This window comes from Polaromonas potterensis (genome assembly GCF_033446725.1).
Lineage (GTDB): Bacteria > Pseudomonadota > Gammaproteobacteria > Burkholderiales > Burkholderiaceae_C > Polaromonas.
Map to the genome: position 1 here is coordinate 261,334 of NZ_JAWQLX010000002.1, position 23,878 is coordinate 285,211.

Sequence of the window (23,878 nt, forward strand, 5' to 3'; positions counted from 1 at the left end):
GTGGGACGCCAAGTTGCTGTGCCGCAATTGCGAAAGCCTGCTGAATGCTAATTACGATTCATACGGGATAGCCGTGTTTCGTGGCCACGAAGGCCAAACCTATCGAGATGCCAGCGGAGTCACTTTGCTAAGAATCGATCAGAGACGACTCCGCATGTTTTTTCTCTCTTTGCTGTGGCGAATTTCTGTCTCCACGCACCCGAATTATTCGAACATTGACCTACCTTTCCCTTGGGAGGAAGAGATGCGACATGCGCTACAGCATGAAACTTACCTTTCGGAGAATAAATTCACCGTCACGCTACGAAAGCTACACGACCCCACTCCTGATGGCGGATTCAGCAATGAGAATCTTCGTTCACTCATCTTCTCCCCCTTCGGAAGAAAATATGAGCGCTTTATTTCAGTAGGCTATCCATTTCTTGGCTTTTTCGTTGAAGTGTTTCTTCCGAAAATTCCTAAAGAATATTCAAAACGCGCCAACGTACTTCACGGGAAAAATCCTGTTTTCTTTGCCCCGTTTGTAGATGTGTTGAGTATTCCGGAAATAATGAACTCACTAGTCCAAGGACTTCGAAAGCACAATAAAGGAATAAGCAAGGTCAACTAGGGCGAATAGAGAATTAGTACCACATTGGTGCCGAGATGCCGCGCCAACAAGTAGCGCGTCTTCTTACTCGACAGTGCTGGTTGCAATAATTGAGTAGCAAAGAGGCCACCCGATCCCGAATCTGCTGCAGCGCAGCCGGATCGTCCATGGTCGTCAAATCCCCAGCATCCCTGCCCTCGCACACTGCCTGAATCGCGCGCCGCAGCAGCTTGCCACTGCGGGTCTTGGGCAGCGCCGTCACAAAAATGCACGCGTTATCGCCTGGCGACTGCGCCCAGGTCGCATCGACGCGTTTCATGATGTCGCCTTCCAGCTTGCGGGCTGCGGGCTTGTGCAGCCCAGAGCCAAAAGGCAGGCACCTATCGGAGGCAGTCGAAACAGCATCATTAACGACTTCGGATCAATTTGAGCCTCTTCAAAAACTCAAGGTCGCAGCGCCCCGCTTGATCAGTTCGTGGATGACGCTAGCCCTCGCGATGACGACACCCTCAAGCAGGTTCTCCTGCGTGTAGCCGCGGCTTTTCACGCAGGGAGTGCAGGCCCACAGCGTACCGCCTTCGCGCAGCATGTCCGCCAGCGGTTCCAGCGGCTTAACGTGCGTCATGTCGGATGCGCCGCGCCGCACAAGATCAACGCCGGCGCTGGTGAGAAAAATGGAAACCTTCAGGCCCGAAGTCATGCGGCCCAAGGCGATGACCAGGCCGACGGAGGATAATTCGTGGTCGATTCCATGCGTTTTCTCAACAACCAGATCGCGTGTTTCAGTGTTCATTGCAGTCCTTCCGTTTGATGGTGGCGTCAGCGTACGCTTTATGCCGGAGACAGACCATGACCGAAATGCCGGGAGACTTGGCTCAAACAGCGCCGCGCTCTGCCGACCCGCTGTCGGACTGGCTGCTGAACATGCACATCACGGGCATGGTGCTGTTTCGCGCCGAGTTTCGCGAGCCCTGGTCCGTCACGACCGTTGACTCGCGCCAACTGGCAGTGATGCTCGCGCTCGGTTCAAGTCGCGTGATCCCCTTTCACATCATCGGCTCTGGCGGCTGCTGGCTGGACGTGCCTGAACACGAACCCGTGTGGATGAACAGCGGTGATGCCGTGCTACTCCCATATGGCGGCATTCACCGCCTGGGTGGGCGGGATACCACGGCACCCGTGCACATCGGCCAGTTGCTGCCGCAGCTCCCGTGGGCCGAGATGCCATTGGTCGAGCACGGCGGGAGCGGCGTCGCAACCAGCGTCATTTGCGGCTTCATCCAGTGCGATGAGTTGCTGTTTCACCCCGTTCTACGACATTTGCCGGACGTGCTGTACATTCGCCCGAAAGCCACGCTGGCCGACCACTGGCTGGCGACCACGATCCGACACACTGTGACGGAAGCCAGCGAGCCGCAGCCAGGATGGCGAAGCATGCTGCCTAGCCTGACCGAGCTGATGTTCGTGGAGATCCACCCAGGGCAAAGCTTACCCAGCCACCCTATCCCGAATCTGCTGCAACGCAGCCGGATCGTCCATGGTCGTCAAATCCCCGGCATCCCTGCCCTCACACACGGCCTGGATCGCGCGTCGCAGCAGTTTGCCACTGCGGGTCTTGGGCAGCAGCGACAAAAAATACACACGTGCGGGCCGGGCCAGCGCCCCCAGGTCCTGGTCCACACGTTTCATGATTTCGCCTTCAAGCTTGCGCGCGCCAACACTGTCCTGCAACACGCGGCCGTCCTTGGGCACCACAAAGGCCACGGCCACCTGGCCCTTGAGGCTGTCGGCCACACCGACCACCGCCACTTCGGCCACGCCGGCGTGACCGGAAATACTTTCTTCAATCTCGCGTGTGCCCAGGCGGTGGCCGGCCACATTGATCACGTCGTCGGTACGGCCCAGGATGAAGAAGTAGCCGTCTTCGTCGCGTATGCCCCAGTCAAAGGTGCTGTAGATCGTCTTGCCCGGAACGCTTTTCCAGTAGGTGTTGACGAAACGTGCATCGTCTTTCCAGATGGTTTGCATAAACCCGGGTGGTGTCGGGCCTTCGATCACCACCACGCCTTTTTCATTCGGCTGGGTCAGTTCCTCGCCGGTGGACTCGTGCAGAATTTTGACGCGGTAGCCGTACATGGGCACACCCGGGCTGCCGAACTTGCTGGCTTTTTTCTCGACACCGTTGGCGATGGTGATGATGGGCCAGCCACTTTCTGTCTGCCAGTAGTTGTCGATGATGGGCACGTTCAGCCCTTCGCTGATCCAGCGTGCCGTCGGCTCATCCAGCGGCTCGCCGGCCAGAAACAAGGCCCGCAAGCTGGACAGGTCGTGTTGTTTGAGCAGCGCCGGGTCCTGCTTCTTGAGCACACGCACCGCCGTGGGGGCGCTGAACATGGCCGTGACTTTGTATTTTTCGACCAGGCTCCACCAGATCGCGCCATTCGGCTGGCCATCCATGCCTTGCGTCGGCAGGCCCTCGTACATGATGGTCGCCATGCCGGCAATCAGCGGGCCGTAAACGATATAACTGTGGCCGACCACCCAACCGATGTCGCTGGTGGAAAAATAGGTTTCGCCGGGGCGGCCGTCGAAAATGTGTTTCATGCTGGCGGCCAAGGCCACGGCATAACCGCCGGTGTCGCGCTGCACACCTTTGGGTTTGCCGGTAGTGCCGCTGGTGTAGATGGTGTAACTGATGGCCGTGGAATCCAGCCATTCGCAAGGGACCAGGGCATCCATGTGTTTTGCACGCAGCTCGGTCCATAGCTGATCGCGACCGGCGACCAGGGCCATGGGCGACAACTGGCGGTCGGCCAGCAACACAGCTTCGGGCTTGTGGCTGGACAGGCGAATCGCTTCATCCAGCAGCGGCTTGTAAGGCACGATCTTGCCGCCGCGTGAACCGGCGTCGGCGCTGACAATCACTTTGGGCGTCGCGTCGTCAATACGCGAAGCCAGCGAGCCACTGGCAAAACCGCCAAACACCACGCAATGGATGGCACCTATGCGTGCGCAAGCCAGCATGGCAAACGCCGCTTCGGCGATCATGGGCATGTAGATCAGCACACGGTCGCCTTTTTGCACCCCCAGCGCCTGCAGGCTGGCAGCCATGCGTTGCACCTCACTATGCAACTCGGCAAAACTGTAGGTTTTTTCAACACCGGTTTCGCTCGACACATAAATCAGCGCGGCCTGGTCCGGTCTGTCTTTCAGGTGCCTGTCCACGGCGTTGTGGCAGAGGTTGGTTTGCCCACCCTCATACCAGTTGGCGAATGGCGGCTTGTCGTAGTTGCAGACGCGGGTGAAGGGTGTATGCCAGTCGATCAGTTTGGCTTGTTCGGTCCAGAAAGCGTCGGGTTGCTCTATGGACTGGCGGTAAAACTCTGCGTAACTCGTCATGTCTTGTCTCCGTTTTTTTCTTTAAATCTTCACAATCACGCGGCCTCTAACCTTGCCCGCCATCAGCTCGGCGGCTTTTTCCACCGCACGGGCCAGGGGCACCTCTTCCACCATGGTGGCCAGCTTGGCCGGGTCCAAGTCAAGGGCCAGGCGGTCCCAGGCTTGCTGGCGCTTGGCCAGGGGCGCCATCACACTGTCAATGCCGCAAAGCGTGACGCCGCGCAAGATAAACGGCATCACCGTCGCCGGGAAATCGGCGCCCTGCGCCAGCCCGCAAGCAGCCACCACCCCGCCATAAGACATCTGCGCACAGGCGTTGGCCAGGGTATGCGAGCCGACCGCGTCCACCACGCCGGCCCAGCGTTCCTTTTGCAGCGGCTTGCCGGGTGCAGACAACTCGGCTCGGTCGATCACACTGCTGGCGCCCAGTTGTTTCAGATAAGTTTCTTCACTGGCTTTGCCGGTCGCCGTCACCACGCTGTAACCCAGCTTGCTGAGCAAGGCCACCGCGACACTGCCGACACCGCCGGTCGCGCCCGTCACCAACACCTCACCGCTGGCGGGCTTGAGGCCGTGTTGCTCCAGCGCCAGCACACATAACATGGCGGTGTAACCTGCCGTGCCAATCGCCATGGCTTGGCGGGTGTCGAAGGCCGCGGGCAGCTTCACCAGCCAGTCGCCTTGCAGCCGCGCACGTTCGGCCATCAAGCCCCAGCGTGTTTCGCCCAGGCCCCAGCCGTTGTGCACAAACCGGTCACCGGCTTTCCAGTGGACATGTGTCGATGCCAACACCGTGCCTGCGCCATCAATGCCCGCCACCATGGGCCAGTTGCGCACCACTGGGCTTTTGTTGGTAATCGCCAGGCCATCCTTGTAGTTGAGCGTGGAATAGTCCACCTGCACCAGCACGTCGCCGGGCGGCAAGGCGGCTTCGTCGAGCTCGGTGATGGCGGCCGAAAAACCGGCGTCAGACTTGTTGAGTTGCAGGGCTTTGAACACGGCTGTCTCCGATGAATTAACGAAACTGAATTCATAATTATGGATAACAGACTTGCGACAAGCTGACGGCGGCCAACCAAGCGCCGTCCCTGAACCTCGCCGGCTGATCGGGAAGACGACCCGGCGTCCGCGCAGGACACGCCCTGCCCCCGGGCGTTTGCGAGCGCCCTCTGGTCGCTACCCCTCGATACAAATGGAGTCCACAACCACAGCGCCGCCAGACTGGCCTGCGCGCCCTGGAGATTTCCGGCTACATGCCCGCGTCGTAGAAAAACTCTTCGCGGACGACTTTCCCGTTGCGAACCGTGTACAGGGCGGCCTCGGCCATCTTCATCCTTTTTCCAGAAGGCTTGTTTGTCACGTCGAATTCGAAGCCAACGATAAAACGGTCGCCATGTGGCCAGGGCCCCGTCACCGAGGCGGAATGAACCTCGTGATTGTTGACCCACCACTCACCTTTGGCCTTGACCGCCGCGAGGCCTTTCGCCTCCTGCTGTGCCCCCGGCATCGCAACCGCTTCCACGCTCACCACGTCGTCTGCGAAAAGCGTGTCCAGCGCCTCCGCGTTCTTGCCTTGTTTGCAAAGCTCCACCAGTTTTTTGGCAATCTCCATCGTCGTCATGTGATTTCCTTTCGGCCCGTCGCTGCGACGAAACTGTCGCACTGTCCAGTCTACTGACTCCGCCGAGCTTCGGCAGCAGCGCTGCGCCTGGTCTTTGTAAAAGTTCCCGCGTGAAAGCCAGGCATCGCCGGTCACCGGCATCATCCCCTTGCGAGGGCCTTCACCCTCGATTCGCACGCGACCCGGCCTGACGACACGAACAAGCATGGGGATTGCCGACCCAACGGCCTCTGATGTATTTCATGACACTCTCCAGAAGTCGTTGTTAAGGGTTGCCGCGGTTTGCGCACACCGGCCTCGCGGCATCCCTCTCCCATGGGCCGACCCGGGGCTTGGAAGCGGACGCCGCTCATTGGCCGAACGAAAGCCCAGCTGTTCTTGTTTGTAAGGCGCTCAAGCGCTTCATTCGCTGGACATAACAAGCAGCGAATGCAAAGGACTTTCCCGTCTCAGGCTAAGCGCGTGTTGTGAGACTTGTGGTTGACGGCGACTTCGGCAAATTCCGGACAGGCCAAGCTCAGCACGAACACTGGCGCTTGAATGGCTGCTGTTGTTTCGCTATGAATTCAATAGCTGCTTGCGCCCATCACATATGGGCCAGAGGCATAAAACTCCGTAAATTCAAGTACAAGATGCATCCGCGAGTCGTTTAAGCGGGCGCTCTCCACGCCGTCAAAGACCTCGTGAGGGGTGCGGTAGCCCTGCAGCGCCTTGACGGGGTCAAGCCAGCGCCAGACAATTTCCCGATGTTTTCCAACCTGTTATCCGGTGCCGTACCCACCACCGCGTCACGGATGGTTGCCGTGGAATTCGCCCCCAGCCTGCGCCGCCATGTGGCGTGCGCGCCGCAGTCGGTTGCGCCTGGCAGCTTGCGCGAGGTGCTGGAGGCCGCGCTCAAGGCCGCGCCCGAGCTGGCGCACTATGTGTTTGACGACCAGCGCGCGGTGCGCAAACATGTGGCCGTGTTCGTGAACCGGCAGATGGTGCTGGACCGCATTCATATGAATCAACTCTTGATGCCCGGGGACCGCGTGTTGGTCATCCAGGCCCTGACCGGCGGCTAAGTACGGAACAGGGCCGCCGTTTTCACACCCGTCATCGCAAGGAGTCATCATGCACACACTGCTGGCCGGCAGCCGCAAGGGTTTGTTTGTCATCCGTGGCGAAGGCACGCGCTGGGACATCGCGTCGCACCACTTCGCTGGCGACCCGGTCAGCCAGGTGCTGGCCGACCCGCGCGACGGCGCCTGGTACGCCGCACTGCGCCTGGGGCATTTCGGCGTCAAGCTGCGCAAAAGCACAGACCAGGGCGCGAGCTGGCAGGAAATCGCCGCGCCCGCCTTCCCGCCCAAACCCGAGCAAGGGCCTTTGGCCGATGACATGACGCCCTGGAGTGTGGATCTGATCTGGGCGCTGGCCGCCGGCGGCGCGGACCAGCCCGCTACGCTGTGGGCCGGTTGCATGCCCGCGGGCCTGTTCAAGTCCGAAGACGGCGGTGCCAGCTGGGCACTGAACACCGCGCTGTGGGAAGAACCGCGGCGCCAGGGCTGGCTGGGCGGCGGCTACGACCATGCGGGCATTCACACCGTGCTGGTAGACCCGCGCGACGCCCGCCACCTGAGCCTGGCCATCTCCTGCGGCGGTGTCTGGCAAACGCGTGATGGCGGTGCCAGCTGGGCGCTGACAGCGGCCGGCATGCGCGCCGACTACATGCCCGAAGAAGGCGCCTACGACGAAAACATCCAGGACGTGCACCGCATGGTGCAATGCGCGGACCAGCCCGAGGTGTTGTGGGTGCAGCACCATTGCGGCATCTACCGCTCCAGCGACGGCGCGCAGAGCTGGCAGGCGGTTTCCCCGCCGCAGCCCTCGGGTTTTGGCTTTGCCGTGGCCTGTGATCCGCGCCAACCGCAGCGCGCCTGGTTTGTACCGGCGCAATCCGATGCCGTGCGCGTGCCGGTCGACGGCCGGATGGTGGTCACCCGCACCGACGACGGCGGCGCCACGTTCAAGGTGCTGGCCGAAGGCCTGCCACAGCACCAGGCCTACCACCTGGTCTACCGCCACGCGCTGGACGTCACGAACGACGGCCAGACCCTGGCGATGGCCTCCACCACCGGCGGGCTCTGGCTCAGCGCCAATGCCGGCGAAGCCTGGCATTGCGTGTCACGCGATTTGCCGCCGCTGGCGGCGTTGCAGTTTGTCCATTAGTCATCTTCGAAAAAAAACTCGACGCCACCCCATGGCCGACCTTCACGACCTGCAGCGTTTTGTCCTGGCGCAAGACCCGGTTTACGCCCAGGTCTGCGCCGAACTGGCGGCCGGCGCCAAGACCAGCCACTGGATGTGGTTTGTGTTTCCCCAGCTCAAGGAACTGGGCCGCAGCGCCACCGCGCAGCATTTCGGCATCGCGTCACACGCCGAAGCGCTGGCCTACTGGCAACACCTCGTGCTCGGGCCACGCCTGAAGGCGTGCAGCGAACTGGTCGTGGCCGTCGAGGGGAAGTCGGCATGGGAAATTTTTCACTCACCGGACGAGCTCAAGTTCCGCTCGTGCATGAGCTTGTTTGCGCAGGTCGCACCGCAAGAGCCGGTATTCAAGCAGGCGCTGGCCAAGTATTTCGAGGGTGAAGCCGATGCGAGGACGCTTGCGCTGCTGGCATAGCACCGGCCCCCTTTCGGCCGACACCCGGTGGGGGCGCTGGCCTGACACAGGCGCAAGGCCGTCGTTCATGAATGGCGCACGATTGGCGCTACCCGCCAACACCTGCCGTCGAAGCCCTTGCGTGTCTTTGAAACCTTCTGCATCCCAACTACCCGCAACATGGGGAATGCCAGTGTGGTGTTGCATGCTTGACGCTACAAATCAAACGATGGATTTTTGTTCAAGGCAAGGCGCCAACCGCAGCCATAGTCCGACTATGGCGAGGATTTGCAACGCCGCCATGGGCAAAAAGACGCGGTTTGATGTGCCGGATAGCGTGCAACACCACGCTAAGATCAGACGACGCCTTTTTGAAACGTCTTTTTGGGAAACAAATGAAAAAATCGTGTTTTTTCCGTGGCACCGCAATCGGCCTGGCTTTGACACTCGCCGCTTGGCTGAATCCGGTCCATGCGGCTTGGCCTGACAAGCCGATCAGGCTGGTGGTTCCCTTCCCGCCTGGCCAGGCTAGCGATATTTTTGCGCGGGCCCTTGCAGAGCAACTCGGCAAACGGTTGGGCCAAAGTGTCATCGTAGACAACAGAGCCGGCGCCGGCAGCAATATAGGCTCTGAGGTGGTGGTTCGTGCCGCACCCGATGGCTACACCTTGTTGGTAGCAGGCAGCGCCATGGCAGTCAACCAGACCTTGTACAGCAAGGTCAACTTTGATCCAAGCAAGGACTTGGTTGGCATCTCGCTCATCGCCAAGGTGCCGCTGATCTTCTTGGCCACGCCGGGCTCGGGCATCACCTCGCTGCCGGACTTGGTTAAAAAGGCCAAGGCAGCACCGGGCCGCTTGAACTACGCCAGCGCGGGCATCGGCGGCACGCAGCACCTCTCCGGCGAAATGTTCAAGAGCCAGGCTGGTGTGTTCATTACGCATATTCCCTACCGCGGCAGCGGGCCGGCACAAGCCGACTTCCTGGGCGGGCAAGTGCCGCTGATGGTGGATTCCGTCACTGCCGCGCTGGCGCACATTCAAGCCAAACGCGCCGTGCCACTGGCCGTGACCTCGGCCACGCGTTCGTCACAATTGCCTGACGTCCCCACAGTGCGTGAAAGCGGCCTGCGCGAACTCAAGGACTTTGAAGCCGTGGGCTGGCTGGGCCTGATGGCCCCTAAAGGCATATCTACCGATATCACGACCCGTCTGAACCGCGAAGTAACCGACATCCTGAAAAGCGACAGCATGGTCCAATTTATTCGCGAGAGGGGGTCAGAGCCAGCGCCGACCACGGGGCCTGAGTTTGACCGTTTTGTCGCCACTGAGATTCAAAAATGGGGTCAAATCGTTAAGGCATCCGGTGCCACCGTTGAGTGATCGGCCGCAGGCCGGTTTGACGCCAGGATGACGACCGTTTGCGATTGGCCGCTCATGGCCCATGCGCAAATCAAATCGCAGGACCCGGTATGACGATGATTACTGCGGATATCGAACGCATCGCCGCACTGACGCTGGCGCATTATGAGCGTCGCGCGGACGAGTTCTGGGAGGGCACGCGCCACCATGACGTCAGCCAAAACATTGCCGCGCTACTGCAATACATCGAGGTTTCACCGCCGTTTGAGCTGCTCGATTTCGGATGCGGACCAGGACGCGACCTCAAGACCTTCAAAGAACTTGGCCACCACCCCACCGGTTTGGAAGGTGCGGTGCAACTGGCCACCATGGCACGCGCCTACAGTGGTTGCGAGGTGTTGCAGCAGAATTTTCTCAAACTCAATTTGCCTGCCGAGCACTTCGACGGCGTGTTCGCAAATGCCGTGCTGTTCCACGTCCCCAGTCAGGCATTGCCGCATGTGCTGAAGCAGCTCCATGCGACGCTCAAACCTGGCGGCGTACTCTTCAGCTCGAACCCCCGCGGCGATGGCCAAGAGGGTTGGAGCGGCGACCGATACGGCACCTTCCATGATTGGCAGGCTTGGCGTGAGTACATGTCAGCAGCAGAATTCATCGAACTGACGCATTACTATCGCCCTGCTGGCCTGCCGCTCGAACAGCAGCCTTGGCTGGCCAGTGTGTGGCGCAAGCCGAAGGCCTAGGAGCCTGCTCCCGATCTACAGGGGGCCGCTTTGGGAAACACGGACGATGTGAGCCTCGGCTGCGAGGCTCACATTCCCCATGGCAGTGGCCGTAGCTGACCCGGCATCAGCCGGGTTCGGCCTCTTCCAGCAGTGAAAACAGCACAGGAAGCGTCTCCCGCGTCGATACCGCACCACTGGCGTCTTTCTCGACCAGGATAAGTTGCTGCTCATCGGGCAGACCAGCGGGTATCACCATCTTGCCGCCCGGTTTCAGCTGGTAGATCAGCTGTGCCGGAATCAACTCCGGCGCCGCCGTGACCAGCACCTTGTCAAACGGCGCGTGTTCGGGCCAGCCACCGCAACCGTTGCCCATCTTGCTGCTGACATTGCCATGCCCCTGCCGGGCCAGCCGTTGCCGTGCCTGCATGGCCAGCTCTTCAATGATTTCGACGGTGTAAACATGCTGCGCAAGCTCCGCCAGGATCGCCGTCTGGTAGCCCAGCCCGGTGCCGATCTCCAGCACTGTATCGGTCAGGCGCAGATCAAGCAGGTCGGTCATGACCGCAACGATAAACGGCTGTGAAATCGTCTTGCCGAAGCCGCTTGGCAACGGCGTGTCGGCGTAGGCGTAGGACCGCAGTTCCAGCAGAACGAACTCGTGGCGTGGCACCTTGGCCATGGCGGTCATGACCCGTGGGTCCAGCGCCGCTTTACCCAGGCGCGCACTGTCATAAATCGTCTTGGCGGCGATTTCCGCAAGCATGATTCGGCGCAGCGCCGAGAAATCCGGGTCGGTCATGGTGCCTTCTGAAGGAAGCGGCACAAGGTCTTTATCCTACGCCCGCCCCTGGGCTGAGTGCAAGAGCCTGAGGGCATGAGCAAGACCATCGCCGCTGCCGGCTGAACTGACTATTTTGAAACAAGGGACAGCAGCATCAGGCGCAACGCCTCAGGTTACAGCGATCAGCGCCAGGCGCCGCGCACCCGCAGGCGCGACACCGAAACCGGCTGCGCCAGCAACCAGCCCGTGGTGGCATAAACATCCTGGGTGCGTTTGCCGTCCAGCATGTAGTGAATCTCCATGCCTATGGCTTCGCCGAGTTCGGGCAACAAAACCCGCAGCAGCAGGATGGCGGCAGCCACATCGGTGACGCTGATGTCAACCCGAATATAGGCCGGCACACGGGCGCCATTCGGCTGCATCTCGCCCAGCGAGTCACCCCAGCCGACCACCCAACCAAGGCCCTTGTCCCGCAGCCCCTGGTCAATGCGGTCTTCCCGTCGGTGAAAGGGATCGGCGTCTCCCTTGCCCACAGGAATTTTCACGTACACAAAAGGCGTTTCCCCGCGCGACATCGCTTGCGCGTACCCATCGCCCGACGGAGGCGCGGAAGGAGGACCAGAAGGAGGCGGCAGGCTCATAAAAATTGATTCTAGCGATGACGCACAAAAATAGGGCTGTCCCTGACACCACGCGCAATAGCTATCATTTTGATAGCTTCCTTCGCTTTAACAGCATGGGCTGGCGGCCTATTCAACACATGATCAGGCATTCAGGCAGCCCGAACGCGTCTCGCTGGCCTCGCGCCTATCGCAGCGGCTTCCACCACAACACATTTTTCCTAGGCTGGCCCAGCGTCAAGACCTCACCAATCTCTGGCGTCGCCAAAGCAATGCCCTGCTTGCCGGCCAGGTCCGCCACCCGGTCCAGCGGGTCGCGCCAGGTGTGGAAAGCCAGGTCGAACGTGCTGTTGTGCACCAGGTAAAGCAGCTTGCCGCGCAAGTCCTTGAAGGCCTGCACCGTTTCTTCGGGCGACATGTGAACGGAAGGCCAATAGTCGTCGTAAGCGCCGTTTTCCATCAGGGCGATGTCGAAACCGCCCAGGCGCGCACCGATTTGCTTGAAGCCCGGGAAGTAACCCGAGTCCCCGCTGTAATAAATGCGCTCGGGGCCGCTCTGGATCACCCATGAGGCCCACAAGGTGCTGTTGCGGTCCGATAAGGTGCGGCCGGAGAAGTGCTGCGCCGGCGCCGCCGTGAGTTCGACCTCCCCGTGCTTGCCCTTTTGCCACCAGTCGAACTCCTCGATACGCTCTGACGCCACCCCCATGTCCCTGATCCGCCGGCCCACGCCCAGCGGCACGAAGTAACGCTGCACCTTGCCCAGCAGGTACTCGATGGTGGCTGTGTCGAGGTGGTCGTAGTGGTCGTGCGAAAGAATCAGCCCTTCTATCGGCGGCAAGTCGGTCAGCGCCAGCGGCGTGGGATGGAAACGCTTGGGTCCGGCCCATTGGACCGGCGATGCCCTTTCGCTGAACACCGGATCGATCAGCCAGTATTTGCCGCGCAGCTTGAGCAGATGCGACGAATGGCCCAAGCGCATGATGTGGTTGGCAGCCGGGTCGAGCGCATCCAGCGCCGCCTTGTCGAGCCGGCGCACCGGTATCGGGTCGACCGGCACCGTGCCCTGCTTGGTCGCCGTGAAAAAGCGGCTCCAGATTTTCCAGCTGGTCTGACTGGGCTTCGCATCCGGGTTGGGCATGTTGGTGAAGCCGCATTTTCCGTCCGCCTGCGGCGAAGCCGCCGAACGCGGATCACAGGCGGTCTGGCTCACGGCGCAGGCAGAAGCCAGGCAAGCCACGCCTGCGACAAGGCAAGAGCCGAACCAGCGGGGCAAACTGCGCATGGGGAGTTTCCTGGGTAATCTGACGTTGAGGGGGAACTTACTTCACCAGCGCCAGCACATCCTTGAAGTCCGGATGTTCGGCCGTGCGCAGCCACTCAAACGCCACCATCTCGGTGGTCACCAGTTCAGCACCTGCGCCGGCCAGGCGGTCGAAGGCGGCGTCGCGGTTGCGTTCGGTGCGTGAGCTGCAGGCGTCGGTGACGACCCAGACGTCGAACTCTTCTTCCAGCAGGCCCAGCGCGGTCTGCAGCAGGCAGACATGCGCTTCGCAGCCGGCGATCACGATGGTGCTGCGGCCCGGTTCTTCTTCAGGCGCGGCGCGTTGCAGGTGTTTGGGCAGGCTGCGGGCGTTACCGCCCTGGGTAGGTTTGCGCACAGGCGGGCGCAGCCAGTCGCCCAGGCCTTCATCCACCGCATTGAAATGCATCTTGCTCAGCGTTTTGCCGCCGGCCGCTTCGATGGCGGCCTGGATCTCTGGCGTATTGGGGCCCAGGCCATCCGGGTTTTGCACCGTGCCCCAGACCGGCAGCGCCAGCAACTGGGCGATGCGCGCCAGACGCAAGGCGTTGGCGACAATAAGTTCATTTTCAAAAATGGCGGGCATCAGGCGGACTTGGTAGTCCACCAGCACGAGTTGGGAGTCGTCGGCGTCAAGCAACATGGTTATTCCTGAAATTCTGGAGGTTGAGAAAGTTGATGGAGGCCCAGGGCGTTTAGCGTTGCAAGCGCTCCACCAAACCGATCACATAGGTGTCAAACAGCATGGTGGCATCTTGCCCGAACATGCGGATACGGCCGGTGTGCTGCATCAGCAGCAAACCCACGCCGTGGGCGAACAAGGAGGTATTTTCGCGCAAGGCGTCTTCGGCATTCAGCCCCATGGCTTGCAAGGCCATTTCGCAGGGGCGCAAGGCATCGTGCAAGCGGTCGTTCAACTGGTAGTTCAGCTCTGCCGTCAGGCCACGCGGCTGCATGCCCTGCACGAGGTAAAAGCCCAGGTCCAGGTCGCGCGGATTGGCGGCGTAAAAGCCAAACCAGGCGCTGGCCTTGGCCTCCAGCAAATCGGCCGGGCTGGCGGCGTTCAGGCCGGCCGCAGCAACCACCGCATTCAGGCGCTCCAGCGATTCGGCCAGCAACGCACCGTAAATCGCTTCCTTGTTTTCAAAATAGGAGTAAATCGCGCCCGGTGTGTAACCGGCCTGTTTGGCAATTTCACGGATGCTGGCGCCCTCGATGCCCAGCCGCTCAAACACCGAGCGGGCGGCGGCTAACACCAGCGCCCGGCGCGAATCATTCATGGCCTGTTGGCGGTCTAGTCTGGCTTGCATCGGATGAATATAACCCCAAAACCCCGGCCACCCACTTTGAATTGAACACTAAAACAATGTATTGAACAGTGTTTAATTTGTCACTAGAATTATCAAAACAAACTCGGAGACAAGCCATGAATGCACCCGCCCCTGCCGCCACACTGATGTCCGGCGATGATTTTCGCGAGTCGCTGCGCCGCTACAAACCGCGCGTATTCCTCGACGGCCGGCTGGTGGACAACGTGGTGGACGAACGCGGCTTTGGCCCGGGCATCAATGCCATTGCGCTGACCTACGACTACGCCCTCAAGGCCCAGTACGCGCCCATCATGACGGCGCTGCAGCACACCAGCGGCAAGCGGGTGAACCGCCTCACCCATATCAACACCAGCAGCGGCGACCTGCTTAACAAACTGGAAGCCGTGCGCCTGGTCTGCCAGGAAACCGGTTGCGCCCAGCGTTATCTGACGCACGATGCGCTCAACGCGATTGGCCAGGTCTCGGCCCGCATCGATGACGCACGCGGCACCAGCGAAAACACCGCGCGCTTTTTGAACTACCTGCACCGCGTGCAAGACCAGGACCTGACCCTGGGCATCGCCATGACGGACGCCAAGGGTGACCGCAGCCGCCGGCCGCATGAACAGGCCAATGTCGACAGCTATGTGCATGTGGTCGAGCGCAATTCAAAAGGCATCGTCATCAGCGGCACCAAGGCCATCGTGACCGGCGCACCCTATATGCACGAGCTGCTGGTCATGCCCTGCCGCAACATGGGCAAGGAAGACGCCGACTTTGCGGTCTGCTGCGCCGTGCCGGTGGACGCGCCCGGCATCACCATCGTTGCGCGACCGGCGGGCCGGCCCGGGGAGAAGGTGGAGCACGGCGCCGCCCTGTTCAGCCGCAAATACGGCCAGAGCACAGGCGTGGTGATGTTCGACAAGGTGTTGGTGCCCTGGGACAACGTCTTTTACGCCGGCGAATGGGAACACACCGGCCACCTGACCTACAGCTACGCCACGCATCACCGCCACACCTGCATAGGCGCACGCGCCGGCTTTGGCGACTTGCTGATTGGCGCCGGTGCGCTGATGTGCGAGGCCAATGGCTTTGACCCGGCCAAGGAAACACATTTGCGTGAGCAGATGGTGGAACTCATCACCATCACCGAGAGTTTTTACGCCTGCGGCGTGGCGGCCAGCGTCTATGGCAAGCCTGACGAACACAGCCAAACCTTCATGCCCGATCCGGTGTTTTCCAACATCGGCAAGCTGCTGCTGGCGACCAAGATTTACGACATGCACCGCATCGCCCACTACGTCAGCGGCGGCCTGATCGTCACCCTGCCCGGCCCCGACGAAGACCACAACCCCGAGACCGGCGCCAAACTCTCGGAAGTGTTACGCGCCAACCCGGATGTGCCTTATGAACAGCGCATTGAAACGGCACGCTTCATCGAAGACCTGACGGCCGGCTACCAGGGCGGCTGGTACAGCGTGATCAGCCTGCACGGCGGCGGTTCACCGGCCGCCATGAAGCAGGAGATTTACCGCAACTACCCGGTGGGCAGCAAGGTCGAGCTGGTGGAACGCATCCTGGAACGCGGCGTGGCGCACGACCCGGACCGTGCGATTACAAAGAACCGCCAGCCCGGCAAATGCTGCGACACCGGCTGCACCACACCCGGCCAGCCGGTGATGGTGGATTTGCCGGCTGTGGAGGCAACACTGCCGTCCCGGCGTGGGACTTGAGCCCTATTTATGAAGAAAAAAGGCCTGTAGCCCTTGTGGAACGTGCGCAATCAGCTACTGAAACAATAGCAAATACAGCACCTGGGTGACGCGGAGAGCGAGCTAGGCTTCTTTGGCAGGCAACTCGGCAAACCGGAGCAAGCGCGTGGCCAGCATGGTTTCAGCCAGAAAGCAGACCAGCGCCGCGAGAAAACACAACACGCCGGACAAAAAGGAGATCGTCGCGATTTTCAGGATCGGCCACTCGGCGGTCTCGCCCAGAAACAGCAAAATAATGGTCACGCCGATCAGCATGGCGCAAAAAGTCAGCAAAGCCAGGCAGCTGTTAACCAGCCATCCGCGGTGCCTGAGCGCCCGCAGTTCGGCGTACATCTTGAGGGCGCGTGGCGGCGCCACACCGCCATCCTCCAACCGGTTTTCCAGGAAACGCGCACGGTCAATGATGCGGGCCAGCCGGCCCGCCACGGCACCAATCATGCCGGCGACCGCCGTCAAAAGAAACACCGGCGCCACGGCCAGTTGTATGCCGTGGGTGACCGTTGAAAGATCAGTCGCAAAGTTCATCTGAAACTCCTCGCGGCAAGCGGGCTGGCCACCCGTAGCGATAGTAAGGAACAAGGCACAAAGGCCGGTTGAGGACGCATATTCAGCTCGTGTTTGTTATTGAATTTTTCAGCCCAAGTGTAGGTGCATGCCCGCGGCCTTTTTTACCTCGGCTGGCGCCCTCGCCGGCATCACCGTTCTTTGGAAACGGCGGCTTGCCCCTGGCGCGCCTCAACCTCACTCAGCAATTGCGGCCAGTGGTCGGCCCAGCAGCATGGGTGGCCATAGCCGGGTTTGACGATGACAAGCGGCCTGTTGTTCAAAGGAAAACGTTGGGCAAAGTCGAAGATCAGTGACGGCGGGATGGTTTTATCCGCATCACCCGCAAAATGCGTTTGCGGGATGTGTTGCAGTTGAGCCATGGCATCCGCAGGGTTAAGCGATCCGGTCAGCGCTTCTACCTTCATCTTCTGCGTCCACGCCTGATGGTCCAGATTGCCTGCGACGGTGATCACGCTCGCAATGTCGGTGCGGCGCGCCGCGAGCAGCAGCGCCACGGCGGCGCCGCCGGAATAACCCACCAGCGTGATGTGGGTCGCGCCAAACTGCTGCTTCAAGCCATCCAAAGCCTGGCTGCTGGACTCAATCACCTCAGGGGCAAAGCGTTGATGGGTCCAGTAAGTCTCGGCACAGCCCGCACTGGCGGCCCCCACGTATTGGCATGGGCGGCCCAGGTAAGCGGCATTGCCCTTGGGCTGGGCCAGGGCCAGACGTAAGGCCAGTGGGTTGTTAGGCGTGGGGTCTGACGAAGGCTGCTGGCCATTGATCCAGGCCAGGCCATCGCCCTCGATATACACCGTCAAATACTCGTCGGCGACATGGCTTGATGGCGTGTAACGCATCAGCCGGAACCTGCCCGCGTTGATCGTTGACGGCAACCACCCCCGGCTTGCGGCCAGCGTATCAGCACGCTGACTTCTCAGCTCTGGCGCCGGCACGCTGCTACACGCGGCCAAAAACCAGACACAAACAAACAGGGGGAGTAAGCGTTTCACGGTATCAGAAGTTCCAACGCAGCTTGAGCGACGCAGTCTGGTTCAAAAAGTGGTTACGAAACTCGGCATCGTAGCGCGCCGTGAGTTCCACGCCGCTGCTGAGTTTCTGCACCAGCCCGGCACCGACACGACCGATCCAGGGGTCTTGTTCCAGGCCATAGGTCACAAACGATGCGCTGGGGGCGCCCGCAAACGCCGCCGTGATGCTGCTTTGCTTGTTCAAGGCGTCATAACCCAGACCGGCATAGGCCGTCAGTGCGGTGCCCGGATTGAGCTGGTGGCTTTCCGGTATAGGTCAAGGGAGCAACGTTGCCGCCTTGTCCGTTGATGAGTGTGCCAAGTTGGCCGAGGTTGCGAATCGAAGTCCCGCCGACCGCAGAAAGAATGCCTGTGACGTTTCTGATGGTTCCTATCGTGCCCGCAGCCGTGTTACGGATGGCGGAAGAGGTAACACTGGCATCTGTGACTGCGATCAAGCCTGAATTGTCAATCTGGGAAATCACTCCACCATTGTTATCAACCCCTCGATATGTTGCGAGCAACTGCCCCGTCACCACCAGGTTTGTGATGGTCCCGCCAATATTCTGCACGCCATTGTAGGTACCGCTGCGGTTTCCAGCGATGGTCAAGGTGCGGATCACCGTAGGGCCATTGGGAGCGGCCGTGCCGCTGTCAATCACAACATCGTTTTGTACAGCCGCGCTGCTGTTGGCGTTAGCATTCAGCGCCAGTTCGGCCACACCATCGCCGGTACAGACATAGTTCGTCAGGCCAAAGTCACCTGTCGCCGGGTTGCAGCTCACAGCGGCCTGGGCCAGGTTGGCCAGCAGCAGGCCGGGGATGGCCAGGGTCAGGGACTGGATGATTTTCAGCAAGTGACGCGCCGGGGCTTTGGCGGAACCTGGTTTATCCTGAACCAAAAAGCCGCCCGGCGTTTGACGCGGGGTGATGGTGTGTGTATTTTTCATTCAAACAATTTCAAAAGTTGATTCGCGGATGCACAGCGTCGCGCGCCAGGAAGGCCACACGGTCTGCTTGATCTGCTTTTTGGTTTTAAGCGGGACACAGTGCCGATAACGGCGCGCCGGCCGCACGGCTTTAGGGTTAACCCGCCGGGAAAATCTGAGCGCTCAAACCTGCAAGAACCTAGATCGCTATTGATTTGATAGCTTGTGGCGCATGACTGATAATGGATACAGGCCTATTCCACCTACAAAACAGGAGCACCCAGCAAGCAGCAGTCCAGGCCAGCACGCCGCAGCGCGCGCCACAGCCGACAATACAAAGCATGCAAACAATGGCTGGCGCGCACCCATGAACAAAAGCGGGATTCTTCTCCACATCGCCGGCCTGTGGCTGCTCTCGACGCTGGATGCCTCTGGCAAGTGGCTGGTCATGGCCGGTGTGCCGGTGCTGATGTTGTCCTGGGTACGCTATGCCGTGCACACCGCGCTGATGACGGCCGTGGTCCTGCCTTCGCGTGGCCTGGCAATTTTCAAAACCCAATCGCTGGCGCGCCAGATGATTCGCGGCGTGTTGATGATTGCCACCACCGTGCTGTTTTTTTCGGTGCTGGCCCGGCTGCCGCTGGCCGAAGCCACGGCCATGAACTTCCTGGCGCCGCTGTTCCTGATGGCCATGGCACCCTGGCTGCTGCATGAGCCGCACCGCCTGCACCGCTGGCTGGGTGTGCTGGCCGGTTTTGCCGGCATGCTGATTGTGGTGCGGCCCGGCGCCCAGCTCGATCCGGTGGGTGTGGTGCTGGGTCTGCTGACGGCCTTGACCTTTGCCTTGTTCCAGATCGCCACGCGCCGTGTCGCCCACGACGATCCGCTGACCACCAACTATTACGGCGGCCTGTTTGGCACCGTGGCGCTGACTCTGGCCCTGCCCTGGTTCTGGGAAATGCCGCAGTTGTCGCCCTGGCAGTGGGCGTTGCTGATCTCCACCGGCCTCACCGGTTTTCTTGGGCACTGGCTGCAGATTGCCGCCTTCCGGAAAAGCCCGGCCACTTTGCTGGCGCCTTTCAGCTACCTGCAAATTGTGGCCGCCGCCACGCTGGGCTGGCTGGTGTTCGACCAGTTGCCGGGCCGGATCAGCAGCTTGGGCATAGGGCTGATTTGCCTGGCCGGTTTGGGTGTTGCGCTGACCGAGGCGCGTCTGGCGGTGATCCGGTCACACCGCCTGGCGCCTTGATTTTTTAGCCGGCCACTCAGGCCGGAAACAGCGGCAGATCCGCCTTCTTCAAGGTGCGCAGCACAAAGCTGGACTTGCTGTGGCGTATGCCCTTGATCTTGTAAAGGCGTTCGCGCAGCAGGCGCTCGTAGTCCCGGGTGCCGCTGACGGCGATACGCAGCAAGTAGTCGTAGTCGCCGGAGACCAAATAGGCCTCGATCACTTCCGGAATTTTGGCCAGGGTTTCGCCAAACTTTTCCAGCGTGTTGTCAGAGTGGCTGTCCAGCGTGACCTGCACCAGCACGGTGTCGCTCAAGTCCAGCGCCGCGGCATTGATGCGCACGGTGTAACCCTCGATCACGCCGGACTCTTCCATCTTCTTGATGCGGTTCCAGCACGGTGTGTGGCTCAGGCCCACGGCCAGGCCGATCTCCTGCAGACTGGCGCGGGCGTTGGCCTGCAAGACCTGCAATATTTTTCGGTCGGTTTTATCCATTTGGCAAACTTTCCTACATAAATTAGATATTGAAGGAATTATTGCTTAATTGACCCTGAACCTGAAGAAATACAGAAGCACTTTCTCTGCCAGAGCGCCGATACTTCTTTCTAGCAAGCGGATTTACCGATACGTGTTGCAAGGCAAATTCACCAGCGGGTTACCGCCCGCTGGTGTGTTTGGGCATGGATTGCGGGTCTAGCCCGCAATGACACTTCTTCAGCCGAACTTGCGCAGCGCATCCAGCGCCAGGCCAGCGCCAATGCTGCCGAACAAATCACCCTCGACGCGACGCGCCTGCGGCAGCAGCGCCGCAATGCGCTCGCGCAGCAAAGGCACGCTGCTGGAGCCGCCGGTAAAAAACACCGTGTCCACGGCGTCGGCTTGCAGGCCCGCGTCGCGCAGCAGAGCGGCCACGTTTTGCGCTACGGTGTCCACCAAGGGGGCAATCGCCGCATCAAAATCAGGCCGCTGCAACAACAAGGTTTCACCGGGCGCGATGCGGCCCAGGTCCATGCTGGTTTCGGCCGCGCCGGACAGCGCGATCTTGGCCTCCTCGACCTGCATGGCCAGCCAGTGGCCGGCACGTTCTTTCACCAGGTTCTGCAAACGCCCCAGTTTGTCTTTGTCCTGCGCGTCGCGGTGCAGGTCGCTGATCTGCGCCCAGGCCTTCTTGGTGTAGGCGAAGTTGATGGTGTGCCAGGTCGCCAGGTTGAAGTATTGGGCCGAGGGCAAGGCCAGCCCGCTTTTCAGCTGGCTGCCCAAGCCCAGCATGGGCATCACGCTGGCCAGGCTCAGATATTTATCGAAGTCGGTGCCACCTATATGCACACCGCCGCTGGCCAGGATGTCGTCGCGCCGCTCTGCCCTGCCCGCACGTTGAGGCGCCAGGCGCACCAGCGCAAAGTCCGAGGTACCGCCGCCTATGTCTACCACCAGCACCAGCTCTTCGCGGGTGATTTGCGACTCGTAGTCGAAGGCGGCCGCAATCGGTTCGTACTGGAAAGCAATTTCGCGCAGGCCCACGCCGCGGGCGATCTCGGCCAGGGTGTTTTCGGCCTGTTTGTCGGCCGTGGCATCACCATCCACAAAAAAGACCGGCCGCCCCAACACGGCGCGGCTGAACCCGCGGCCGGCGGATTCTTCAGCGCGGCGCTTGAGCTCGGCGATGAACTGCGCCAGCAGCGCGCGAAACGGCAACGCCCGGCCGGCCACTTCGGTCTGCTCGTCGATCAGCGAGGTGCCCAGCAGACTTTTGAGCGAGCGCATCAAGCGCCCTTCGTATCCCGCCAGGTAGTCGGCCAACGCGGCGCGGCCATAACTCACATGGGCATCTTCGGCGTGAAAAAACACCACCGACGGCAAGGTCGGTTTGCCATCTTCAAGCGGCAGCAAGGCCACCTGCCCGCTGACGCCGACCACACCGCTACCGGCCGTGGAGTTGGAGGTTCCGAAGTCAATGCCGCAGGCGTCTGGAAGTACTCGCATGGATCAGGCCGGCTTTTGAAAGTTGTTGTCGGCCCAGGCCGTGGCGCTGGTCCGGCTCAGCTTGAAGGCCGGCGACACACGCCACTGCGCCAGTTGTTCTCCGGCCTCGTCCTGCGCGCTCAGCGTCGCATAAGGGTTGTCTTCATCCGGCACGATGTCCAGGCAGACGGTGACGCGGGCGCCGCGCGAGCTCACCTCCACGCTTTGGTGCAAGGTCGCATGTAATTGCTGCTCGTGGCGGCGCACAAACTCCGACGCGGTCTTGACCAGCGTGCTGAAAGCCGTGTTATCCAGCGGTTTGGGATTTTTCTTGTCGCGCCCCATGGTCCAGGGTCCGATCAGCGCAGGCTCGGGTTCGCCGTCCTTGATCATGGCCACGGCCCAGCCGTCGTCGTCTTCGTTCTTGAGGACTTTGGCCGTCCAGCCATCGCCGCACCACAGGCGGGACTGCTGGATGGGGGCGTCCGAGTCGGGGAGGAAGTCGGGGGAGGAAGAGGCAATATCGGTCACGAAGGCGTCACTTGGGTCAAGGGGAAATCGGGAGAAGGCAGGCGGGCTGTTATAGCCGCCCAGAAGACAAAGGCCGGCCAGGGCGCCGCCCTGTCCGGGGTCGCTGATTCTAACGGCGCCACGCCCCCTCACGTAAACGTGAATGACGCCGGAGCAGCACACCTATAGGCTGGGGCCTCACATTCGAGCCCGTCCACCCTCACGGAGACATTGCCATGACCCAGCGCCGCGATTTTATTGTCCGCACCACCGCAGCAGTCGCCAGCCTGGCGCTGCCGGCCTGGGTCGGCGCCCAGAGTTTTCCTTCGCGCCCAATCAAATACATCTGTCCCTGGCCGGCTGGCGGCTCCACCGACGCGGTCATACGCTCCCTGGCCGACAGCGCTGGCAAAACCCTGGGCCAGACCATCATTGTCGAAAACAAACCCGGCGCGGGTGGCATGCTGGGCGCCATCGACATGCTGGGCGCCAAACCCGACGGCTACACCCTGACGCAGCTGCCACACGGCGTGTTTCGCATCCCGCACATGCAGAAAGTCGCCTACGACCCCTTGAAAGATTTCACCTGGATCGCCTGCCTGACCGGCTACACCTTTGGCTTGGTGGTCCCAGCCGACTCGCCCATCAAAAATATCCAGGACCTGGTGGCCTACGCCAAGGCCAACCCCGAAAAATTCACCTATGGCTCCACCGGCACCGGCACCAGCCCGCACCTCGCGGTGGAAGAGTTTGCCCAACGCGCCGGCATCAAGTTCACGCATGTGCCTTTCAAGGGCAATGCGGACAACATGCAGGCCGTGCTGGGCGGCCACGTGATGGGCGCCAGCGACGCCACCGGTTGGGCCCCGCATGTGGACAGCGGCAAGCTGCGCCTGCTGGCCACCTATGGCAGCAAACGCACCAAACGCTGGGCCGCGGTGCCCACGCTCAATGAGCTGGGTTACCAGACCGTGTCGGACTCGCCTTTTGGTGTCTGTGGCCCCAAAGGCATGGACCCGGCCGTTGTGCGTGTGTTGCACGATGCCTTCAAGAAGACACTGGACGATCCAGCCGTGCTGGCCACCTTCGACAAGTACGACCAGTCGGTGATTTACATGAACACCGAGCAGTACACCAAGTTTGCGCGTGACAGCTTTGCCTCTGAAAAAGCCACGATAGAGCGCCTGGGCATGGCCAGCAAAGGCTGATTTCGGCCGCCAAGCGGTGGCCGCTTAATTCGCAGGCAATCTGGTGCAAGCCACGGCTGGCAAGGCTTTGCGAACTTTCCCCTGCGCTTATCCACAGACTGACACACAAGATGCGTGGGTAACCTTAGAGCCTGTTTGCGATCTGGATGGGGCCGCGCAGGTGACTTTTTGGGATGGGCTGCAAGGCGCGGTGCGCCGCCAATAGCTGGCTATTGGCAAGCACCGCAACGCCGCAGAGCGCCCGAAAAGGCACCTGCCCTTCGGGTTGGGGCGAAATCGGGCGATTTGCCCACCAAATCCCTTGCATGGGCATCAGCCCATGCTGCGTGATCTTGGCG

General features: G+C 61.1%; 25 protein-coding genes and 2 pseudogenes. 10 read left to right on the top strand and 17 right to left on the bottom strand.

All coding sequences use genetic code 11. From position 1 onward, the window contains the following. The first annotated feature begins 154 nt into the window (after positions 1-154). Complete coding sequence (locus R6254_RS04360; protein WP_318404717.1) at positions 155-610, top strand: hypothetical protein; 456 nt, start codon at positions 155-157, stop codon at positions 608-610. A gap of 13 nt (positions 611-623) precedes the next feature. Here R6254_RS04360 and R6254_RS04365 read toward each other — a convergent pair whose 3' ends face one another. Together R6254_RS04365 and R6254_RS04370 are read right to left on the bottom strand one after the other, a co-directional pair. Beyond that, on the bottom strand, positions 624-908 hold the full coding sequence (locus tag R6254_RS04365) for a hypothetical protein (protein WP_412103104.1): 285 nt from the start codon (positions 906-908) through the stop codon (positions 624-626). 117 nt (positions 909-1,025) lie between these two features. Further along, on the bottom strand, positions 1,026-1,382 hold the full coding sequence (locus R6254_RS04370; RefSeq protein ID WP_318404718.1) for a DsrE family protein: 357 nt from the start codon (positions 1,380-1,382) through the stop codon (positions 1,026-1,028). Positions 1,383-1,528: 146 nt separating this feature from the next. On the opposite strand from R6254_RS04370, the pseudogene R6254_RS04375 reads away from it, so the two are divergent. Continuing rightward, positions 1,529-2,002: pseudogene (locus tag R6254_RS04375) on the top strand (cupin domain-containing protein); the annotation flags it as partial. A 75-nt stretch (positions 2,003-2,077) separates the two neighbouring features. On the opposite strand, the pseudogene R6254_RS04380 reads toward R6254_RS04375, so the two are convergent. From R6254_RS04380 to R6254_RS04390, 3 genes and pseudogenes are all read right to left on the bottom strand, one after another. Then, positions 2,078-3,991, bottom strand: a pseudogene (locus tag R6254_RS04380) (propionate--CoA ligase); the annotation flags it as partial. Positions 3,992-4,009: 18 nt separating this feature from the next. Further along, positions 4,010-4,987 carry an acrylyl-CoA reductase (NADPH) gene (gene acuI, locus R6254_RS04385; RefSeq protein WP_318404719.1) on the bottom strand — a complete coding sequence of 326 codons (978 nt, stop codon included), beginning with the start codon at positions 4,985-4,987 and terminating at the stop codon, positions 4,010-4,012. A gap of 250 nt (positions 4,988-5,237) precedes the next feature. Beyond that, positions 5,238-5,816 carry a nuclear transport factor 2 family protein gene (locus R6254_RS04390; protein WP_318404720.1) on the bottom strand — a complete coding sequence of 193 codons (579 nt, stop codon included), beginning with the start codon at positions 5,814-5,816 and terminating at the stop codon, positions 5,238-5,240. A gap of 539 nt (positions 5,817-6,355) precedes the next feature. Here R6254_RS04390 and R6254_RS04395 point away from each other — a divergent pair. The 5 genes from R6254_RS04395 (at position 6,356) to R6254_RS04415 (ending at position 10,357) form a co-directional block, all read left to right on the top strand. Then, positions 6,356-6,673: a MoaD/ThiS family protein gene (locus R6254_RS04395; RefSeq protein ID WP_318404722.1), complete on the top strand. Its 318-nt coding sequence runs from the start codon at positions 6,356-6,358 to the stop codon at positions 6,671-6,673. A 49-nt stretch (positions 6,674-6,722) separates the two neighbouring features. Then, positions 6,723-7,820: a WD40/YVTN/BNR-like repeat-containing protein gene (locus R6254_RS04400; protein ID WP_412103105.1), complete on the top strand. Its 1,098-nt coding sequence runs from the start codon at positions 6,723-6,725 to the stop codon at positions 7,818-7,820. A gap of 31 nt (positions 7,821-7,851) precedes the next feature. Beyond that, a complete protein-coding gene (locus tag R6254_RS04405) occupies positions 7,852-8,274 on the top strand; it encodes a DUF1810 domain-containing protein (protein WP_318404723.1) in 423 nt (140 codons plus the stop codon). Positions 8,275-8,648: 374 nt separating this feature from the next. Then, positions 8,649-9,635, top strand: a complete 987-nt coding sequence (locus R6254_RS04410; protein WP_412103112.1) for a Bug family tripartite tricarboxylate transporter substrate binding protein — start codon at positions 8,649-8,651, stop codon at positions 9,633-9,635. 89 nt (positions 9,636-9,724) lie between these two features. After that, entirely contained in the window at positions 9,725-10,357 is a 633-nt protein-coding gene (locus R6254_RS04415) for a class I SAM-dependent methyltransferase (RefSeq protein WP_318404726.1), read from the top strand. 106 nt (positions 10,358-10,463) lie between these two features. On the opposite strand, the gene R6254_RS04420 is transcribed toward R6254_RS04415, so the two are convergent. From R6254_RS04420 to R6254_RS04440, 5 genes are all read right to left on the bottom strand, one after another. After that, a complete protein-coding gene (locus R6254_RS04420; RefSeq protein ID WP_318404728.1) occupies positions 10,464-11,138 on the bottom strand; it encodes a protein-L-isoaspartate(D-aspartate) O-methyltransferase in 675 nt (224 codons plus the stop codon). 164 nt (positions 11,139-11,302) lie between these two features. After that, positions 11,303-11,665 carry a hypothetical protein gene (locus R6254_RS04425; RefSeq protein WP_318404729.1) on the bottom strand — a complete coding sequence of 121 codons (363 nt, stop codon included), beginning with the start codon at positions 11,663-11,665 and terminating at the stop codon, positions 11,303-11,305. 262 nt (positions 11,666-11,927) lie between these two features. Continuing rightward, a complete protein-coding gene (locus R6254_RS04430) occupies positions 11,928-13,025 on the bottom strand; it encodes an MBL fold metallo-hydrolase (protein WP_318404731.1) in 1,098 nt (365 codons plus the stop codon). Positions 13,026-13,062: 37 nt separating this feature from the next. After that, complete coding sequence (locus R6254_RS04435; protein WP_318404732.1) at positions 13,063-13,686, bottom strand: isochorismatase family protein; 624 nt, start codon at positions 13,684-13,686, stop codon at positions 13,063-13,065. Between the two features lie 52 nt (positions 13,687-13,738). Then, positions 13,739-14,323, bottom strand: a complete 585-nt coding sequence (locus R6254_RS04440; protein ID WP_318404733.1) for a TetR/AcrR family transcriptional regulator — start codon at positions 14,321-14,323, stop codon at positions 13,739-13,741. Between the two features lie 146 nt (positions 14,324-14,469). Between R6254_RS04440 and R6254_RS04445 the strand changes: the two genes are divergently transcribed. Continuing rightward, positions 14,470-16,086: a 4-hydroxyphenylacetate 3-hydroxylase family protein gene (locus R6254_RS04445; protein WP_318404734.1), complete on the top strand. Its 1,617-nt coding sequence runs from the start codon at positions 14,470-14,472 to the stop codon at positions 16,084-16,086. 102 nt (positions 16,087-16,188) lie between these two features. Here the strand turns inward: R6254_RS04445 and R6254_RS04450 are convergent, their stop codons facing one another. The 4 genes from R6254_RS04450 to R6254_RS04465 all read right to left on the bottom strand — a co-directional run bounded on the left by R6254_RS04450 (position 16,189) and on the right by R6254_RS04465 (position 18,652). Beyond that, positions 16,189-16,650 (bottom strand): DUF2721 domain-containing protein, encoded by a 462-nt coding sequence (locus tag R6254_RS04450; RefSeq protein WP_318404735.1) that lies wholly within the window; start codon positions 16,648-16,650, stop codon positions 16,189-16,191. Between the two features lie 170 nt (positions 16,651-16,820). Continuing rightward, the gene (locus R6254_RS04455; protein ID WP_318404736.1) at positions 16,821-17,531 is read right to left on the bottom strand and encodes an alpha/beta hydrolase; all 711 of its coding nucleotides are present in this window, start codon (positions 17,529-17,531) and stop codon (positions 16,821-16,823) included. A gap of 157 nt (positions 17,532-17,688) precedes the next feature. Continuing rightward, positions 17,689-17,907: an autotransporter outer membrane beta-barrel domain-containing protein gene (locus R6254_RS04460; protein WP_318404738.1), complete on the bottom strand. Its 219-nt coding sequence runs from the start codon at positions 17,905-17,907 to the stop codon at positions 17,689-17,691. Between the two features lie 4 nt (positions 17,908-17,911). Next, entirely contained in the window at positions 17,912-18,652 is a 741-nt protein-coding gene (locus tag R6254_RS04465; protein ID WP_318404740.1) for a hypothetical protein, read from the bottom strand. A 346-nt stretch (positions 18,653-18,998) separates the two neighbouring features. Between R6254_RS04465 and R6254_RS04470 the strand changes: the two genes are divergently transcribed. Further along, entirely contained in the window at positions 18,999-19,880 is an 882-nt protein-coding gene (locus tag R6254_RS04470; protein ID WP_318404742.1) for a DMT family transporter, read from the top strand. Positions 19,881-19,896: 16 nt separating this feature from the next. On the opposite strand, the gene R6254_RS04475 is transcribed toward R6254_RS04470, so the two are convergent. The 3 genes from R6254_RS04475 to R6254_RS04485 all read right to left on the bottom strand — a co-directional run bounded on the left by R6254_RS04475 (position 19,897) and on the right by R6254_RS04485 (position 22,344). Then, a complete protein-coding gene (locus R6254_RS04475) occupies positions 19,897-20,355 on the bottom strand; it encodes an Lrp/AsnC family transcriptional regulator (protein WP_318404744.1) in 459 nt (152 codons plus the stop codon). A gap of 219 nt (positions 20,356-20,574) precedes the next feature. Next, the gene (locus tag R6254_RS04480) at positions 20,575-21,843 is read right to left on the bottom strand and encodes an Hsp70 family protein (protein ID WP_318404745.1); all 1,269 of its coding nucleotides are present in this window, start codon (positions 21,841-21,843) and stop codon (positions 20,575-20,577) included. Between the two features lie 3 nt (positions 21,844-21,846). Next, positions 21,847-22,344, bottom strand: a complete 498-nt coding sequence (locus R6254_RS04485) for a hypothetical protein (protein WP_318405208.1) — start codon at positions 22,342-22,344, stop codon at positions 21,847-21,849. Positions 22,345-22,568: 224 nt separating this feature from the next. Between R6254_RS04485 and R6254_RS04490 the strand changes: the two genes are divergently transcribed. Next, positions 22,569-23,540, top strand: a complete 972-nt coding sequence (locus tag R6254_RS04490) for a Bug family tripartite tricarboxylate transporter substrate binding protein (RefSeq protein ID WP_318404747.1) — start codon at positions 22,569-22,571, stop codon at positions 23,538-23,540. Positions 23,541-23,878 lie beyond the last annotated feature (338 nt).